Source organism: Streptomyces sp. NPDC015032, from assembly GCF_043080425.1.
Lineage (GTDB): Bacteria > Actinomycetota > Actinomycetes > Streptomycetales > Streptomycetaceae > Streptomyces.
Genome location: NZ_JBIBVN010000003.1, coordinates 71,818 through 85,960 on the forward strand (window position 1 = coordinate 71,818; position 14,143 = coordinate 85,960).

Annotated in this window: 15 protein-coding genes; 1 reads left to right on the forward strand and 14 read right to left on the reverse strand. The window is 70.1% G+C overall.

Features of this window, described 5'->3' with window-relative positions; genetic code table 11:
* Positions 1-2 precede the first annotated feature (2 nt).
* The 10 genes from ACF08M_RS06110 to ACF08M_RS06155 all read right to left on the reverse strand — a co-directional run bounded on the left by ACF08M_RS06110 (position 3) and on the right by ACF08M_RS06155 (position 8,332).
* Positions 3-266 (reverse strand): hypothetical protein, encoded by a 264-nt coding sequence (locus ACF08M_RS06110; protein ID WP_392184048.1) that lies wholly within the window; start codon positions 264-266, stop codon positions 3-5.
* Positions 267-545: 279 nt separating this feature from the next.
* A complete protein-coding gene (locus ACF08M_RS06115; protein WP_392184049.1) occupies positions 546-1,766 on the reverse strand; it encodes an acyl-CoA dehydrogenase family protein in 1,221 nt (406 codons plus the stop codon).
* On the reverse strand, positions 1,763-2,176 hold the full coding sequence (locus ACF08M_RS06120) for a hypothetical protein (RefSeq protein ID WP_392184050.1): 414 nt from the start codon (positions 2,174-2,176) through the stop codon (positions 1,763-1,765). The genes ACF08M_RS06115 and ACF08M_RS06120 overlap by 4 nt, the downstream gene beginning before the upstream one ends.
* Positions 2,173-2,601, reverse strand: coding sequence for a hypothetical protein (locus ACF08M_RS06125; protein ID WP_392184051.1), 429 nt, complete (start codon positions 2,599-2,601; stop codon positions 2,173-2,175). Before ACF08M_RS06125 ends, ACF08M_RS06120 begins: the two co-directional genes overlap by 4 nt.
* On the reverse strand, positions 2,598-4,208 hold the full coding sequence (locus ACF08M_RS06130; protein WP_392184052.1) for a type I 3-dehydroquinate dehydratase: 1,611 nt from the start codon (positions 4,206-4,208) through the stop codon (positions 2,598-2,600). Before ACF08M_RS06130 ends, ACF08M_RS06125 begins: the two co-directional genes overlap by 4 nt.
* Positions 4,196-4,534, reverse strand: a complete 339-nt coding sequence (locus ACF08M_RS06135) for a hypothetical protein (protein WP_392184053.1) — start codon at positions 4,532-4,534, stop codon at positions 4,196-4,198. Before ACF08M_RS06135 ends, ACF08M_RS06130 begins: the two co-directional genes overlap by 13 nt.
* 5 nt (positions 4,535-4,539) lie before the next feature.
* Positions 4,540-5,994 (reverse strand): hypothetical protein, encoded by a 1,455-nt coding sequence (locus ACF08M_RS06140; RefSeq protein WP_392184054.1) that lies wholly within the window; start codon positions 5,992-5,994, stop codon positions 4,540-4,542.
* 423 nt (positions 5,995-6,417) lie between these two features.
* On the reverse strand, positions 6,418-6,876 hold the full coding sequence (locus ACF08M_RS06145; protein ID WP_392184055.1) for a hypothetical protein: 459 nt from the start codon (positions 6,874-6,876) through the stop codon (positions 6,418-6,420).
* Positions 6,873-7,823: a metallophosphoesterase family protein gene (locus ACF08M_RS06150; protein WP_392184056.1), complete on the reverse strand. Its 951-nt coding sequence runs from the start codon at positions 7,821-7,823 to the stop codon at positions 6,873-6,875. The genes ACF08M_RS06145 and ACF08M_RS06150 overlap by 4 nt, the downstream gene beginning before the upstream one ends.
* Positions 7,820-8,332 carry a cupredoxin family copper-binding protein gene (locus ACF08M_RS06155; RefSeq protein WP_392184057.1) on the reverse strand — a complete coding sequence of 171 codons (513 nt, stop codon included), beginning with the start codon at positions 8,330-8,332 and terminating at the stop codon, positions 7,820-7,822. The genes ACF08M_RS06150 and ACF08M_RS06155 overlap by 4 nt, the downstream gene beginning before the upstream one ends.
* 699 nt (positions 8,333-9,031) lie before the next feature.
* Between ACF08M_RS06155 and ACF08M_RS06160 the strand changes: the two genes are divergently transcribed.
* On the forward strand, positions 9,032-10,261 hold the full coding sequence (locus ACF08M_RS06160; protein WP_392184058.1) for a cytochrome P450: 1,230 nt from the start codon (positions 9,032-9,034) through the stop codon (positions 10,259-10,261).
* 40 nt (positions 10,262-10,301) lie between these two features.
* Here the strand turns inward: ACF08M_RS06160 and ACF08M_RS06165 are convergent, their stop codons facing one another.
* The 4 genes from ACF08M_RS06165 to ACF08M_RS06180 all read right to left on the reverse strand — a co-directional run bounded on the left by ACF08M_RS06165 (position 10,302) and on the right by ACF08M_RS06180 (position 14,143).
* On the reverse strand, positions 10,302-10,994 hold the full coding sequence (locus tag ACF08M_RS06165; RefSeq protein ID WP_392184059.1) for a formylglycine-generating enzyme family protein: 693 nt from the start codon (positions 10,992-10,994) through the stop codon (positions 10,302-10,304).
* A gap of 457 nt (positions 10,995-11,451) precedes the next feature.
* Positions 11,452-11,973, reverse strand: a complete 522-nt coding sequence (locus ACF08M_RS06170) for an NUDIX hydrolase (protein ID WP_392184060.1) — start codon at positions 11,971-11,973, stop codon at positions 11,452-11,454.
* 257 nt (positions 11,974-12,230) lie between these two features.
* Positions 12,231-13,133, reverse strand: coding sequence for a hypothetical protein (locus ACF08M_RS06175; RefSeq protein WP_392184061.1), 903 nt, complete (start codon positions 13,131-13,133; stop codon positions 12,231-12,233).
* A complete protein-coding gene (locus ACF08M_RS06180) occupies positions 13,130-14,143 on the reverse strand; it encodes an SPFH domain-containing protein (RefSeq protein ID WP_392184468.1) in 1,014 nt (337 codons plus the stop codon). Before ACF08M_RS06180 ends, ACF08M_RS06175 begins: the two co-directional genes overlap by 4 nt.

A 14,143-nucleotide genomic window follows, 5' to 3' on the forward strand; every position in this document is an offset into this window, starting at 1 on the left:
GATCAGCCGCCCCCGCTCTCGATTTTGCCGACCTGGAGCGGGACGGCACACCACGTGGTGCCGGGCGCGACGTTGGGAGTGCCGGTGGTGCGGTCCGACGGCCCGGAGACAAAGGGAGGATCGGTGCGAGCGGATGCGCCCGCCGCCGGTGCGGGCTGCGGGCGCACGCCGATGGTCGTCCTTCTGCCGCCGGAGCCACCGTTGTGCACCGTGGCACGCATGGCGCCGGCGGCGACGGAGGTGGTCGCGAGGCAAGGGTTTCTCAACAGGTTCTCCAGGCGTTGCAGGCCGATCTCGCCAGTACGTCCGAAGAGCCCCGGCCCGGTCCAGTCGGCGCGCCAGCAGGTACGCGAATCAAGGAGAGCGGTTGGACCGGACGGCCGATGAGGGCGACATGCCGACCCAGTTTCATGTGTCGTCACCTGGAAACCGGGACGTGCCGCGCGCCCGAGCGCTCGTAGGCCGCTGGTCTCGCACGTCCATGCATCGTCGCCGATGGATACCCTGCGATGACGTGTTCCCTTACCTGGCTTGAGGGTTCGGAGTCATGGTCTGTGGAACGACGGGTCGTGCTGCTCGCCGAGTACGGCCCGCCCGATGGTCGCCAGGACGTGGTCGTCGTTGTCATGGAGCTCGTAGAAGGTCAGGTCGCGCAGGATCCGCTCCACGGGGCTCGGGCGGATCAGGCTGCGGGCACCGCACGCGCGGATGACGTGGTGCACTGTCTCTTCCGCCACATGCTCGATCACATGCCAGGCCCTGCTGCCGGCGATCCGTGCCTCCTCGACCCTGCCTTCGTCCCACAGACCCGCGACGTAGCGCAACCAGAGGCGGGCGGTGCCGATGTTGACCGCCATGCTGCCCACCCGCTGCTGCACATGGGGATCACCGCTCTTGCCCTGTCGCATCAGATACCCGAGCCCGTATTCGTTCGCGGCCAAAGCGCCGCCGAGGAAGCTGGCAGCGTAGTGCGGGAGGAAAGCGGTCTGCCAGTGCCCTTCGAAGTAGCCGCCGGGGCGGCCGATGAGATGCTCGCGCGGCACGAAGGTGTTGTGGAACCGCACCACATGGCTGACCGTCGCGCGCATGCCGATCGGGTCCCACCACGAACTGTCCACAGTCACAGTCGGGTCGGACAGGTCGCAGGCGAGCAGCAGGAGTTTTCCGTGGGCCTCTCGGCTGTGCCGGGCACCGCCGGGGCCGGCCGGATCGACGAGCAGGATCGCCCACTGGGCTCCGGTGGCGCTGGTGGCGAACGCCTTGCTGCCGCGGAGGGTCCAGCCGCTGCGGACGGGTGTCAGCATGGTGCCGAAGCGACCGTTCTCGCCCGGCTTGGGCGCCTGGGGTTCGCCGCTCCAGGCGGCCCATTTCTCTCCGTGTTCGACCACGCCGGTGAACCAGTGCCGCTTCTGCTCCGGGCCGGCCAGGGCGTCGATGAGGACGAGTGCGTTGGCGTGCCCCTCCCAGCAGCGGGCCAGTGACAGATCGGCCTTGGCCAGCGTGGTGGTCATCTCCCACAGGGGCAGGGTGTTGCGCTGCTGGGGGCCGTAGCCCAGGCCGCCGTGCTCCCGCGGCACAGGTGCGGCCAGGAACCCGCCGGAGAACAGATCGTCGAAGTCCTCGGCGGGGAAGGCGGCTCGGCGGTCGTATTCCTCGGCGCGGGGGGCGAAGTTGTCCGCGGCCAGCTTCGCCAAGGCGTCGAGAACGACCCGGTCGCCCCCGGCCACCGGATCGCGGGCCGGACCGTGGCCCAGGTCGCCGGTCATAGGAGGACGGCCCCTTCCGAACGGTAGAAGTGGGCGCGGTACATCACGTTCGGTATCTGCGGATCGACGGTATGGACGATATGGACATCGATGGTCAGCAGGCCGCGGTTGAGGTAGCCGCAGAGGATGACCTGGCGGGAGCCGAGCGGACCTTCGGCGAGGAAGGCCACGGCCTCGGGGGCGTCCATGTCGTCGGCCAGAGGGACGGCGGGCAGGGTGGCGCCGGTAACGGGCGTTGCCGTCGGTACGAGCGCCTCTTGTGACGGGTCCGGGTCGCCTCGCTCGGTGATCCGCAGCATGAGCCGGCTGCCGTCGACCGCGGCATCGATCAGGTGGATGCCCGCGGCGGTGATGTCGAAGTTGACCCAGCCACCAGCCAGTGGCGCCGGATCGACCGTCCGTGCCGTCATGCCCGCCCCTCCGCCCTGTGGAAGAACGAGCGGGCCCAGTGGTCGACCCCCTCGCTGTCATCGCTGTCATCGCTGAAGATGCTGCTCGTGGTGGCCACCAGGATGCCCGCCTTGTGGTAGGCGCACAGGACAGTGCGCAGCGGGCCGAAGGTGTAGATCGCTGAGAACGACCAGGCAACCGATGGGGTTCCTGGCGCGGTGTACACGACCGCCGACACCTCGCCCCAGTCGCGCGGCTGCGGGCCGCCGGTGCCGAAAGCTCTGACGAACAGGCCCTTCTCGTGCCACCTCACGGTCAGCCGTAGGGGGCCCTTCGAACTGCCCTGGTCGGTGTTGACCCAGTCGCCCAGCAGCGCCGAGACGTCGGGGGTGTCCGGCGGCCGCGGTGCGGCCGGTCCGGTGGGGGAGGCCGAACGGGTCGTCATGGTGCCTCTCCGCTCGTGGGTTGCGCCGGGGGCGATTCCCCCGGCTCGGTGAGGTCGTGGACATCGGCGTCCTCGACCTGGCTGAAGCAGAGGGAGCGCAGTGACAGCGCATCGGGGAACGGATGGCCTGTCAACAGCTGGAATTGTTCGCCTACTTCGACGAGCAGGACGTCCCAGCCGTCGATGCCGATCAGCCCGCGGGCACGGGTGGCGCTCATGAGCGCGGTCGGAGGATCGCGGTAGACCATTTCCAATACCGCAGCGTCCCGGTCGACGGCGGCAACCGGAAACGGTTGCCTTTCCGCCAGGGGTGTGGCGTGGACGAGCACACTGTGTCCTGCCGGGGAGAACCGGGAGAGCGGTACGTAGGGAGCCCCGAGGCGCGAGGAGGCTTCCCGGCCGCGCGCATGCCCCCGGTTGACCAGGGTCACCCGGGCTCCGGCCTGGAGCAGGGCCAGTGCGACGGCCTGCCCGGTGCTGCCGCAACCGATGACGGCGGCCCTGCGGCCGCTGGGATCGACCCCGGCCCGGGCCAGGATGTGCAGGGCAGCCGCGATGTCGGTGGTGGCCGCCCGCCAGCGCCCGGCGTCGTGCCACAGAACGTTGGCCGCGCCGCACCGCAGCACCTGCGGGCCGACGATGTCGGCTACTTCGACCACGCTCTGCTTGTGGGGAGCGGTCACGGTCAGCCCGCGTAGCGGCAGCCGGGCGAGCGCCCCGAAGTCGTTGGCGCAGTGCCAGAAGCGGGGGAACGTGTCCACCTGGAAGGGCAGGTAGAGCGCGGGCAGTTGCAGCTCCCGCAACGCCGCATTGTGCAGCCGGGGTGACAGCGAGCGTCCCGGGGCATGGCCGGCAATGCCGAGCAGGGCGCTGAGCGGTGGCAGCGCGGGCAGTCCGTAGTCAGTCAGGAGTTGGCCCACGCTCGGCATTCCGTCCGGCCCCGGGGTACCGGCCCGGCCGAAGGCGAGGGGCGCGCCCAGCCAGGGCGCCAGCACCCGGGTCCAGGTGCCGGCCGCACCGGACGCGAACGCCGTCACGTCGGAGCGCCCGAGCCCGGTGAGCAGCAGCGGCGAGGCCGACCCATATTGGGTTCCCGGCTGCGGCACGAGGAGGTACAGCAGCGCAGGTGTGGTGGCCATCGTGGCGAACCGCTCCCGCAGTTCCGCGGATGCCTCCAGCACGCCTGCCCCGCGGTCGGCGCTCCGCTCAGGGCGTGCGGGTTCGGGCTGGTGCCAGGAGACGCGCCGCTGCCGGGCGGGGATTCCCGCCAGCAGTTCCGGAACCAGGTCGTCCACGGCCTCCAGATCGACCACGTCATAGTGGTCCGCCGCGCGAAGGAGCCGGGTGCGGCGTTCGACTGGGCCGGCAGCCGAGCGGCCGCCGTGGCGCGGGGAGCGCAGGCTGTAGGTCACGGGCCCGGTGAAGTGTTGGCGCAGCCGGTGCGGATCGGGGTCGCCGACCAGGTCGGCACGTACCTCCAGCGCGTCGGCCACCCCTGAGAGGCCGCGCAGGCGAGGCGTGGTGAGATCCTCAGGTCGGGCGACCACTGCGACTATGTGAGCCCGCCGCGTGACGGTGGCATCGCACCCGCTCGTCAGCCGCTCCATCGGACGTACTCCTCCAGAGGGGCCCGCGGCGGGGCGAACCGATGGACAGCCGGGGTGCACACGATGGGGCGGTCGGAGTCGATGCCCAGCAGCCTCGGCGGCCCGTGGAAGCGCAGGTTGTCGCGGAAGCGGGCCCGTGCGGCGGCGGTGTCCGCGGTGGCGTCCCCCTTGGCCGGCGGCGCTCCCGGCCTGGCGGCGCGGGCACGGCGTTCGACGACGTCGTCCGGCGACGGCGGCCGGTTGGCGTCATCAGGAATGGGCCGATCACCGCGGTCGAACGCCTCGCACAGTGTGTCCGCCAACGCCTCCGGGGTGCTGCCGATCACCGCGATCACCTGCCACATCCGGGTGCTGCGGCTCGACGGTGCGCCGCGAGGAGGTCGGAGCGAAGGAGTTCGCCCAGGCGGACACGGACGGACCGCTGGATGTGCCGGGCGCACCGGCTGTACACCTCCGGGGACTGCCCCTCTGGATTAGGGATGTCACAGCGCGGATCCAGACACAGGGTGCGGCCCTCGGCCTCGGGTGCCATGGCGATCACCCCGTGGCGATGGGCCCGGGTCATGCAGTAGATGACGGAGCTGTCCCGGCAGAGTTCGGGGGTGACCGGGCGCGATCGGTGAAGCCGGGGATTCCCCGGACCCGGCACTCGGTCCAGTCCGAGTTCAGCGAGCGCGGACCGGGCGTCGGGAGCCATCGGGTCCCCAGGCCGCGTCGTCGCAACACCCGCGCTGGAGAACCGGAAGGCGTACGCGACTCCCGCCTCCGCGGCCTGGGCCCAGGCAATGACCTCGGCCATGGGCGAACGGGAGGTGTTCCCGCCGCAGACGAACAGCACGCGGCATACCGCCCCGGTGGCGCGTACCCGCCACCAGGTGACGGCCGACGGGTAGGACAGCGCCGCCGCCGCGCCGACGCCGAAGACGAGCGCGAGGAGCTGAGCGTTCCCCGGAGCCTGAAGCCCGGCCATCCACGCCAGCGAGAAGGAGGCGGCCAGACCGGACATCAGGCTGGCGAACGCCCATGCCGGCACGCCCCAGGTGTACTCGCGCCGGTCCAGGTAGATCAGCGAAGCGAAGACGAACAGCACCTCGTACGCCACGCCTATGCCCGCCGCCGCCAACGCGACGGGGGTACCGAGGAATGTGGTGAAGCCCGCACGCAACTGCGCTTGCCCGGCCAGTGCCCCTGCCGCCAGCAGCAGAGCCAGCCAAACCGGTGCGGCAACATGCTCCTCGACGAAGAAGCGGCGGTCTGTTGCGAGAACCCCCGACTTGGCCACCCGGCTCATGATTTCGAACCGGCCCATGTAGCCGACGAGATAGATCAGGACGCTCAGCACGGCAGCCAGCGTGAGGTGATAGCTGTTCACATCACCGAGTGCCACTGAAACCGCGATCAGGCTGAGGCACAACCCCACCCAGGAAGACGTCGTCACCCGCCGTTTGCGCGCCTTGTCGACCAACGGGGAAACAACCAGAACTCCCCCGCGCATCAACAACAGCATGAAGAGGATCGAGACACCGGAAAAGGTGTAGTTCATCGTGGTGGTGCCGATAATAAGTGAAGCAAAGAAGCCGGCTGCCAACGTTTCCCGACCCACCACTGGAATCCGACGACGTCCACCGGTCCCACGCCGCCGCATATGCCGCCACCAACCCGACAGGGCTACGAACACGGACATCGCCACGAGCTGTCCCAGGACGGCTGCGGGCAGCAACTCAAAGCCGCTGACCGGCTTCCCCGACAGCGGAGTCACTCCGCTGGCCAGTGCCTTCACCAGCATGGCGTACGGAATATACGATATGAAGTAACCGAAAGTAAGCCATCCCATGCGCAGGCCCCGTTTCCGATCTAAATTTTCGGGATATTCCTACAGGTGGAGTGGCGAAGTGCGGCAGGCGACACTCAAGCCTTGATGGGCGCCCTCGGATCGACGTGTCCACCGTCGCCCGAAAACAAAACCCCGATAACCGCTCTGGTTTTAGGCCGACGCGCACGGTCGAATCGCGCATCGGTCCGGCTCAATTCAGTCCGGTGCACTTCCTGAAAGATTTTTTGCCGTTCGCACGGACACGCAGCCAGCGCATGAAGCGCACGCTTCCTGTCCATGCTCCCCCTTCGACAGCCGGCCTGCCACTTGTCGGCCGGCGGGTGGGCCGCCGCGCCGGGTGGTGTCCGCTGCGTGGGAGGCGCTTCGGTGTCCGGCTCATCTGTCCGGTGCCATGGTGCGGAGGCCGGGCCGCACTCGGCTGGTCTCGTCATGGTGCGGCCGGGTGCGACGGTGTTGCCGGATCTCGAGCGCCTGCCAGGTCACGACAGTCAGCAGGGTGAGTGTCTCGGCGATGAGGCTGAGCAGCGCCTGCGGGGCGGGCTGCAAGCCGCGTTCGGTGAACCCGAACAACCCGATGGTGCGGGATGTGGCGAACCCGGCGAGCGCGCCGATGGCGATTGCGGCGGCAGCGATTCGGAGGAGCAGGGGTGCCGCCAACAGGAGGAGTGCGGCAACTGCGAAGGCGGCGCCGGCCTGCAGCAGGAACAACGGGCCGATGACGTGGATGAAGCGGTATCCGTCGATGTAGAGCTGGGCGTGGATGTATCCGCTTGCCGCGAGCGTGGCGGCGAGCACCAAACGCAGTGCGAGGGCGGACAGGCTCCGGTGGTTCATGTGAGTTTCTCGTCCTTGACCGCCAGTGCATGGCTGCCCTGACGGTAGTTGACGGTGCGGATGCCGAGTGCGTCCTTGAGGCGTCCGGCGGGCAGCACCTGCGGAATAGGGGCGGGGCCCTGGCCGGGTTTGGGAAACGGGTAGCAGGTGGGGGCGGCCGAGTGGAAGGTGATATTGCCCTCGGTCTTGGTGAAGAGCTGGTGGACGTGCCCGTTGAGGCACGTGACGGAGGAGAAACGGCGCAGCATCGACAGGACCTTCACCGCATCGTCGGTGCCCCAGCCCCACTTCGGATACATCGCGAACAAGGGGATGTGGCTGAAGACGACGATTGGGGTGTCCGATGACAGGCCGGCGATGTCCTTGCGGACGAAATCGATCTGAGCGCTGCCCAGGTGGCCGAGTCGCTCAAGGTGAAGAGTGTTGACCAGCGCGATGAAGTGCACACCGTGGGTGTCGAAGCTGTACCAGCCGTCGCCGAGGGTGTTTTTGGCGAAAGCCTGCCGGTATGCGCGTCCGTTGTCTCCGATCGAGTCGTGTTCGCCCGGCACGGTGAAGATCCGGTCCGTGCGCAGCTGCGACAGCATCTGCTTGACCTGGTCGAACTGGGCGGGGGTGGAAAGGTGTGTCAGGTCGCCGCTGTGCATGACGAAGTCGGGGCGGAATCCGAGTGAGTTGACCTGGTTGATCGCTGCGGTGAACGTTCCGGCGACATTCAGGTTGGCCGGGCCATGGAAGCCGATGTGGCTGTCGGAAATCTGCACGAATCGCAGGTCCGTGCTGCCCGCCGGAGGGGGATCCGTCGAACCGGGGATATGGCTGATCACCTCTCCCGCGGTGACTGTCAGGACGACGGCGCCACCGAACCAGGCCGAGTGCCGCATGAGCTTGCGGCGGGACATACCGTGCTCGCCGTCGCCGGTGGAGTCGTGTGGGGGTTCGGTCATGGGGTCACCTCCACGGTGGCGGTCATGAACGGGTGGATGGTGCAGTAGTAGGCGTAGGTGCCGGGTTTGGTGAAGGTGTAGCTGTAGGTGGCGTTGGTGGCCAGGCCGGCCGACTTCAGCGGCCCGCCCGAGCCTTGTTTGCTGGTGACGGTGTGAGTGTCGGGGTCGGTGTTGGTCCAGGTCACCTTCGTGCCCGCCTTGACCGTCAGTTTGGCCGGGGAGAACGCAAAGTTCTTGATCGTCACCGCGTTGGCGGCCGCCGGAGCGGACGACTGGCCGGCGGTGGGTGAGGTGGAGGGCGTGATGGGTGGCGGGCTGACCGTACCGCCCGTTCCGGAGGCACCGGGCGTTCCAGGCAGGGTCTGGCCAGTGCCGGGACTCAGTGCACCCGGTGGTTTGGGGTGTGACGATCCGCCGCACGCACTGAGCAGTCCCAGCGCTCCGGCAACGGCGACAACGGCCAGGCACGTGCGTGACCGCCGGACCAGCACAGAGGCGTTCGCATTCATGGTCATCATTCCTTCTACGCATTCCCCGCCGCACGGGCGGGTGTGATCCAAGACCGGTTTGGGATCGGCCTGTTTCAGGCAGATAGGCGACCGGGTTTTGCCCCCGGCGGGGTATGTGAAGGGGCGTAACCCGGTGGGCTACGTTAAGTGGGCGAACAGTGGATTCCATTGAGCAAAACAACCCCCACCGCAAAGTGTTCGTTCTTTCACTGCGGCGGCGGGTAGCAGTACGCCTGGATTCAGGAGATTTTCTGCGGTGTCCGTAATGGACCGCAGGCAAAGGCGGAAAAACACTGCACTTCGACCCGACCAGAGACCTGCTGCACCGTCAGCCGACGCCCGCACCGGTGGCGTCATGCGCGCCGGAGCCGCGTTCGCCTGTCGGTCCGACACACCCCCGGTCATGTGATCGAGGGACTCTGCGGCTCACATCCGGTAGGGGACCGGGTGGTGCCGCTGATCGAACCAGTAGCGCGTAGGCACCACGCGCCCCCGCCCCGGCCGGTCCGCCCCGCTCGTTGCCGCCGCCCCTGTCATCGGTGGGCCTTCCGGTCGGCGATTCCGGCCGGCGACCCGCCGTACAGGACCCGCCGCCGCGGGGCTCGCGCCGTCTTCCCGCGGACTGAGCCCCGCGCCCCTTACGCTGGACGTATCAGATGAAAACGGTCATATGTGACGCGATGCCCCACGGGAGGCATGATGAGCCAGCAGCCGGTCCTCCTGCCCTACGCCGACCCGGCCTTTGTGGCGGATCCCTTTCCCCTCTACCGGCAATTGCGCGAGGACGGCCCGGTACGGCGTGCCGTTCTCGCCGGAGGCGTGGAGGCGTGGGTGGTCACGCGGTACGAGGACGGCCTCCTGGCACTGTCCCACCCGCAGTTGAGCAGCGACGCCCGCGATGCGTCGGACCCTCGGATCATCGAGCGGGTGCCCGCCGACGACCGCGGGTCCATGCTGCACACCATGCTGCGCATGAACCCGCCGGATCACACCCGTCTGCGTCGCCTGGTCTCCAAGGCGTTCACCGCGCACCACGTGGCGGGGCTCGGGCCACGGATCCAGGAGATCGCCGACCGGCTGCTCGACGAGATCGTGCCGACCGGCCGTGCCGACCTGGTGGAGAGCTACGCGCTGCCGCTCCCGGTCACCGTGATCAGCGAACTGCTCGGGGTGGCCGTGACCGACCGGCACGACTTCCAGCGGTGGACCGACGACCTGATCCTCCAGGGGTCCGAGCCACCGGACCGGGCCCGGTTGGACGGGGCGTGGCGGCAGATGAGCGCATATCTGGCCGGACTGCTGGAGGCCAAGCGGGCCCACCCCGGGGACGACCTGCTCAGCGCGCTGATCGTCGCCCGGGACGAGGAGCGGCGGCTGGACGAGGACGAGCTGATCTCCATGGCCTTCCTGCTGCTCGTCGCCGGGTACGTCACCACGGTCAACCTGATCGGCAGCGGCATCGCCGCGCTCCTCGCCCACCCCGACCAGCTGCGGATGCTGCGCGACGATCCGTCGCTGCTGCCGGGCGCGATCGAGGAATTCCTGCGCTACGACGGACCGGTCAGCCCCGGTATCGCCCGGTTTGCGCGTGAGGACGTCACCATTGCCGGGGTCGACATCCCGCGTGGGGCGACCGTACTGGTGGCCTCCGCCATCGCCGACCGCGATCCGGAACACTTCCCGGATCCCGACCGTCTCGACATCACCCGGCGGGACAATGCCCACCTCGCGTTCGGGCACGGCATCCACTACTGCCTGGGTGCGCCGCTGGCCCGGCTGGAGGGCCGGATCGCCATTGCCACCGTCCTGCGCCGTCTGCCCCGCCTCGCGCTGGCTGTGCCGCCCGAGGAGCTGCGGTGGCGGCCGGGCGGGCTGCGTGGCCCCGAGCACCTGCCGGTCACGTTCACCGCCGGTGCCTCGGACCGATAGCGCACACCGCACCTATCGGTGTGGCATCGCGCCGCCCCGATCACCGTGACCGGGCGAGCCGGAAGCCGAGATCGTCGATGCGGAAGGTCGGATGGCTCTTGCGGCGGCACGAGGCCCGGCACCCTCGGGGGCGGTCGTATCCACCTCCGCCACGGAACACCCGGTACGGGCCGTAGACCCTGGAATCGTAGACATCCCAGCACCATTCCCACACGTTGCCGATCGTGTCGTAGAGGCCCCACGCGTTCGGCGCCCTGGTCGCGACGTCGTGCACCGCGCCGCCGGAGTTCCCGCGGTGCCAGGCGATCTCGTCCAGCTCTCCGTAGCGGTCGCCGGAGGTCCCGGCCCGGCACGCGTACTCCCACTCCGCCTCGGACGGGAGACGGTAGCCGGTCGCCGTCCAGTCGCAGATGACGTCCTGCCCGTCGGGATCGTCGCCGATCGCGTAGCAGGGTTCGAGTTCCGTCGCCTGCGAGAGCAGGTTGCAGAATCGAACGGCGTCCTTCCAGGAGACGTCCGTCACCGGTGTCCGCGGCCCCGCCGATGACACGGGCGCCTCGCCCCGCACGGCGCGGTACAGCTCGCGGGTCACGGGATGCGGCGCCATCCGGAAGGCTCCGACCTCGGCCTTCCAGTCGGTCCGCGTGCCCTCGTCCCGCAGGACGATCTCCCCGGCCGGGATGTCCCTCATGTCCTCGGTGATCGCCTGTCGGAGCAAGGAATCAGGGCTCATCGCAACTTCCCCCATGGTGCCGGACCGTCGGAGAAGTGACGATACAGACCGGAACTTCGCGATGCCGCACAGCAGTTCAGCTGTCCTGGTATCCGCCTGCAAGGTCTCGGCGACCGGGCGGTGTCACCGACGCGGCCGGGGCCGGGTTCTGCTGAAGAGTGTGCGCGTCACGGCGCGTGGTCGCGGCCGTCCCGCGGGGCGAAGGCATCGAGGGCGTCCCGGGGCGTCGCATGGCAGAACGGCACCCCTCCCAGCCCGTGCACGGACAGGGAGAGCGATCGCGGCAACGAGGCGTCGAGCGGTGGGGTCGTTCGCCCGACGCGTAGTCCGGGCGGCGGCCGGGAGCGACGCCCGGGGCCGGGCGGGTGACCGGGGGACCGGTCCCGGAGGCGCCGGCCGCCGGACGAGCCACCGCACCGGTGATCGGGGCTCCAGGCGGTCGCATCCGTCGTCCGGGTCAGGCCGGCCCGGTCACGGGGCACGCGCCGTCTTTGCCGGCCGAGACGGTCAGCAGGTGCGCCGGAGGGTGCTCGATCGCGAGATCCGGGCGCCAGGCCGCGAGGACCTGTGCCGAGGGGCCGAACAGCGGCCCGGGCAGTGCGTCGGGCGAGGTCCACTGCCAGCTGCTGATCAGATGGGGCTCGGTCACCCGGGGGCTGCCCGATCCCAGGGTCACCACGGCCCCCATCGACACCCGGTTGATGCCCCCGATCACGTCATGAAGCATGGCGAAAACCGTCACATCGGCCACGTCGACCTCCAGGCCCGTCTCCTCGCGGAGCTCGCGGACGGCCGCCGCGGCGATCGACTCATGGGTCGGGTCGACCTTTCCACCGGGGAGTTCCCAGGTTCCGCCGTGGTGCCTGCCCAGCAGTACGCGCCCCCGGGCGTCCTGCACGATGACGCCCACGCCGAGCGCCGCCTGTGCCAGCGGCGGGCGGGTGTTGCGGGGCGGGGCGTCGGTGGGGGTGGTGTCCATGGTGCTCCTCGTGGATGGGCGTGGATGCGACGGGCGCGGGCCCGGCGGTCCGGTATGCGCGGAGGCAAGCCTACGTACGGCCGATTCCTCGCCGGGCGGTCGGCCGCCGCCGTGGCCTTCGCCGTGGGCGCTGCTCGCGGCGGACGTCACGGCCGTCCCGTCTTCCGCTTCGCCGGCGACGTGCTGCTCGCAGGCGGCCCGACGAGCACGGGCCGCCTCCAGTTCACCGGCCTGCTCGGCCCTCGGGTTCCGGGCTGTCAGACGGTCAGGCGCAGCGATGTCGCCGAGATGCCGAGCCGTACCGTCTGACCCCATGTCAGTTCCAGTGCGTCCGCCTCCATCCCGTCGCCGAAGGCCACCAGGCGATCGGACTCGACGGTGAGCCTCAACCCTTGTCCGCGCCCGAGTTCGCCCGCCACCAGCGAGGTGCCGGTGGCGGGTGACGGCCAGGCCTCGCGGACGAACCAGAGCAGTCGGCGGTCGGTGGGGGCCGGGAGCCGCAGGGAGCTGTGGCGCTCCTGCCACAGTGAGCGGAGCCAGCCCGTGGCACCCGTGCCCGTGCCGACCAGGACGCCGGAGGACGCCTGCGGTTCGGCGGGTGCGTCATCGGGTGCGTCGGGGCCGAGCCGGTAGCGGGCGGTCTGGTGGCCGGGCGGGCCGAGATAGATCTCATTGAGGGCGAGGAGGCGCTGGGTGTCGTCGGCGACGGCCTCGACCATGGTGAGTTCGTCGGCCGCGCCGCTGGAGGACGCGGCCGTCCGGAGCAGGGCGGCCGCGTCGGCGGGCCGGTGGCGTACGAGCACGCCCGGATTGCGTCCGGGGTCGGTGTCGATGCCGACGACGGGCTGACCGGACAGATACTTGGCGGCGTTCGCGACCAGCCCGTCCTGTCCTACGACGACCACCACGTCCTCGGGCGCGAACAGGAAACGGTCGAGATCGGCGCGCTCCACCCGCGACCGGCGCCACTGGAGCGGCACCGCCGCCGCCACGTCGGCGAGCGCCTGCTCGGTGTGCCGGTGCCGCCGGGCCACCTCGTCGATGGACCGGCCGCGGCTGGAGAGGAAGAACGCGGCCTGGCCGTGTGTGCCGTGCCTGGCCAGCAACTCCTCGTACTCCGTGGTGCGGTGGACCAGGACCGCGCGCGGGGCGAGGCTCATGCCGGGGACTCCGGGGCGGTCCTGCCGAGCTTGCCGAGCAGGCCGGTGAGGATGTCGGGGGAGACGGTGAGGCTGTCGATGTGTGGCACGTTCTCGGCCAGTGCGGTGGCTGCCAGGGCGTGCAGGGTCGCGGCGTCCACCTCGTCGTGCACCCGCAGCCAGGCCGCCTGGGACTCCGCGCGTGCGGCGCCGACCTCACGGGCGGCTTCGGCCTCGGCCCGGGCCAGCCGCACCTTGCGGGCCGCCTCGGCCTCGGCACGCACTCCGTCGGCCGCCGCGTTCTCCTCGGCCTCGCGGCGGGTGTTGGTGCCGCGCTGTTCGACCAACTGCTCCTCACGGCGGGCCAGTTCGATCTGGCTGGCGAGCTCGTTCTCGGCGATGGCGCGTTCCCGCTCGACGGCCACGGCGCGGCGCTCGTAGGTGGCCCGGTCGGCCTCCTGCTGGATCTGCTCGCGGGCGGGGGTGCGCAGGGCGCGCTCCACCTCGGCCTCGGGGCGGATGGCGACGACCCGCACCGCGACCACGTCGATGCCGGTGGCGGGCAGCCGGGGTTCGGCGGCGAGCCCCGTTGCGACCCGGTCGCGTACCGATGCGACACCGTCGACCAGTGCCTCGGCCAGCGCCGTCCGGGCGAGCACGTCCAGTGTGTGCTGCTGGGCGGTCTCGGTGAGTAGCGTGGCGATCTGCTCCAGCGGCGCGCCGCGCCAGGCCCCGGTGTCCGGGTCCACCGAGAAGTCCAGGCGGGCGGCGGCCTCGGCCGGGTCGCTGATCCGGTACGTCACGGTGGCCTGCACGGTGACGTCCTGGAAGTCGGAGGTACGCGCATGGAAGGCCATCGCCAACTCGCGGTCGTTGACCGGCACTTCGGAGAGCGCGGCAGTCAGTGACCGGTACCAGAAGCTGAGCCCCGGTCCGTCGTGGGCGAGCCGGCCGCGCTTGTGGTGGCGGATGTGGGCAGTGGGCGCGGAGCGCAGATGGCGCCAGCCGAAGCGCCGGGTGATGTCGGCCAT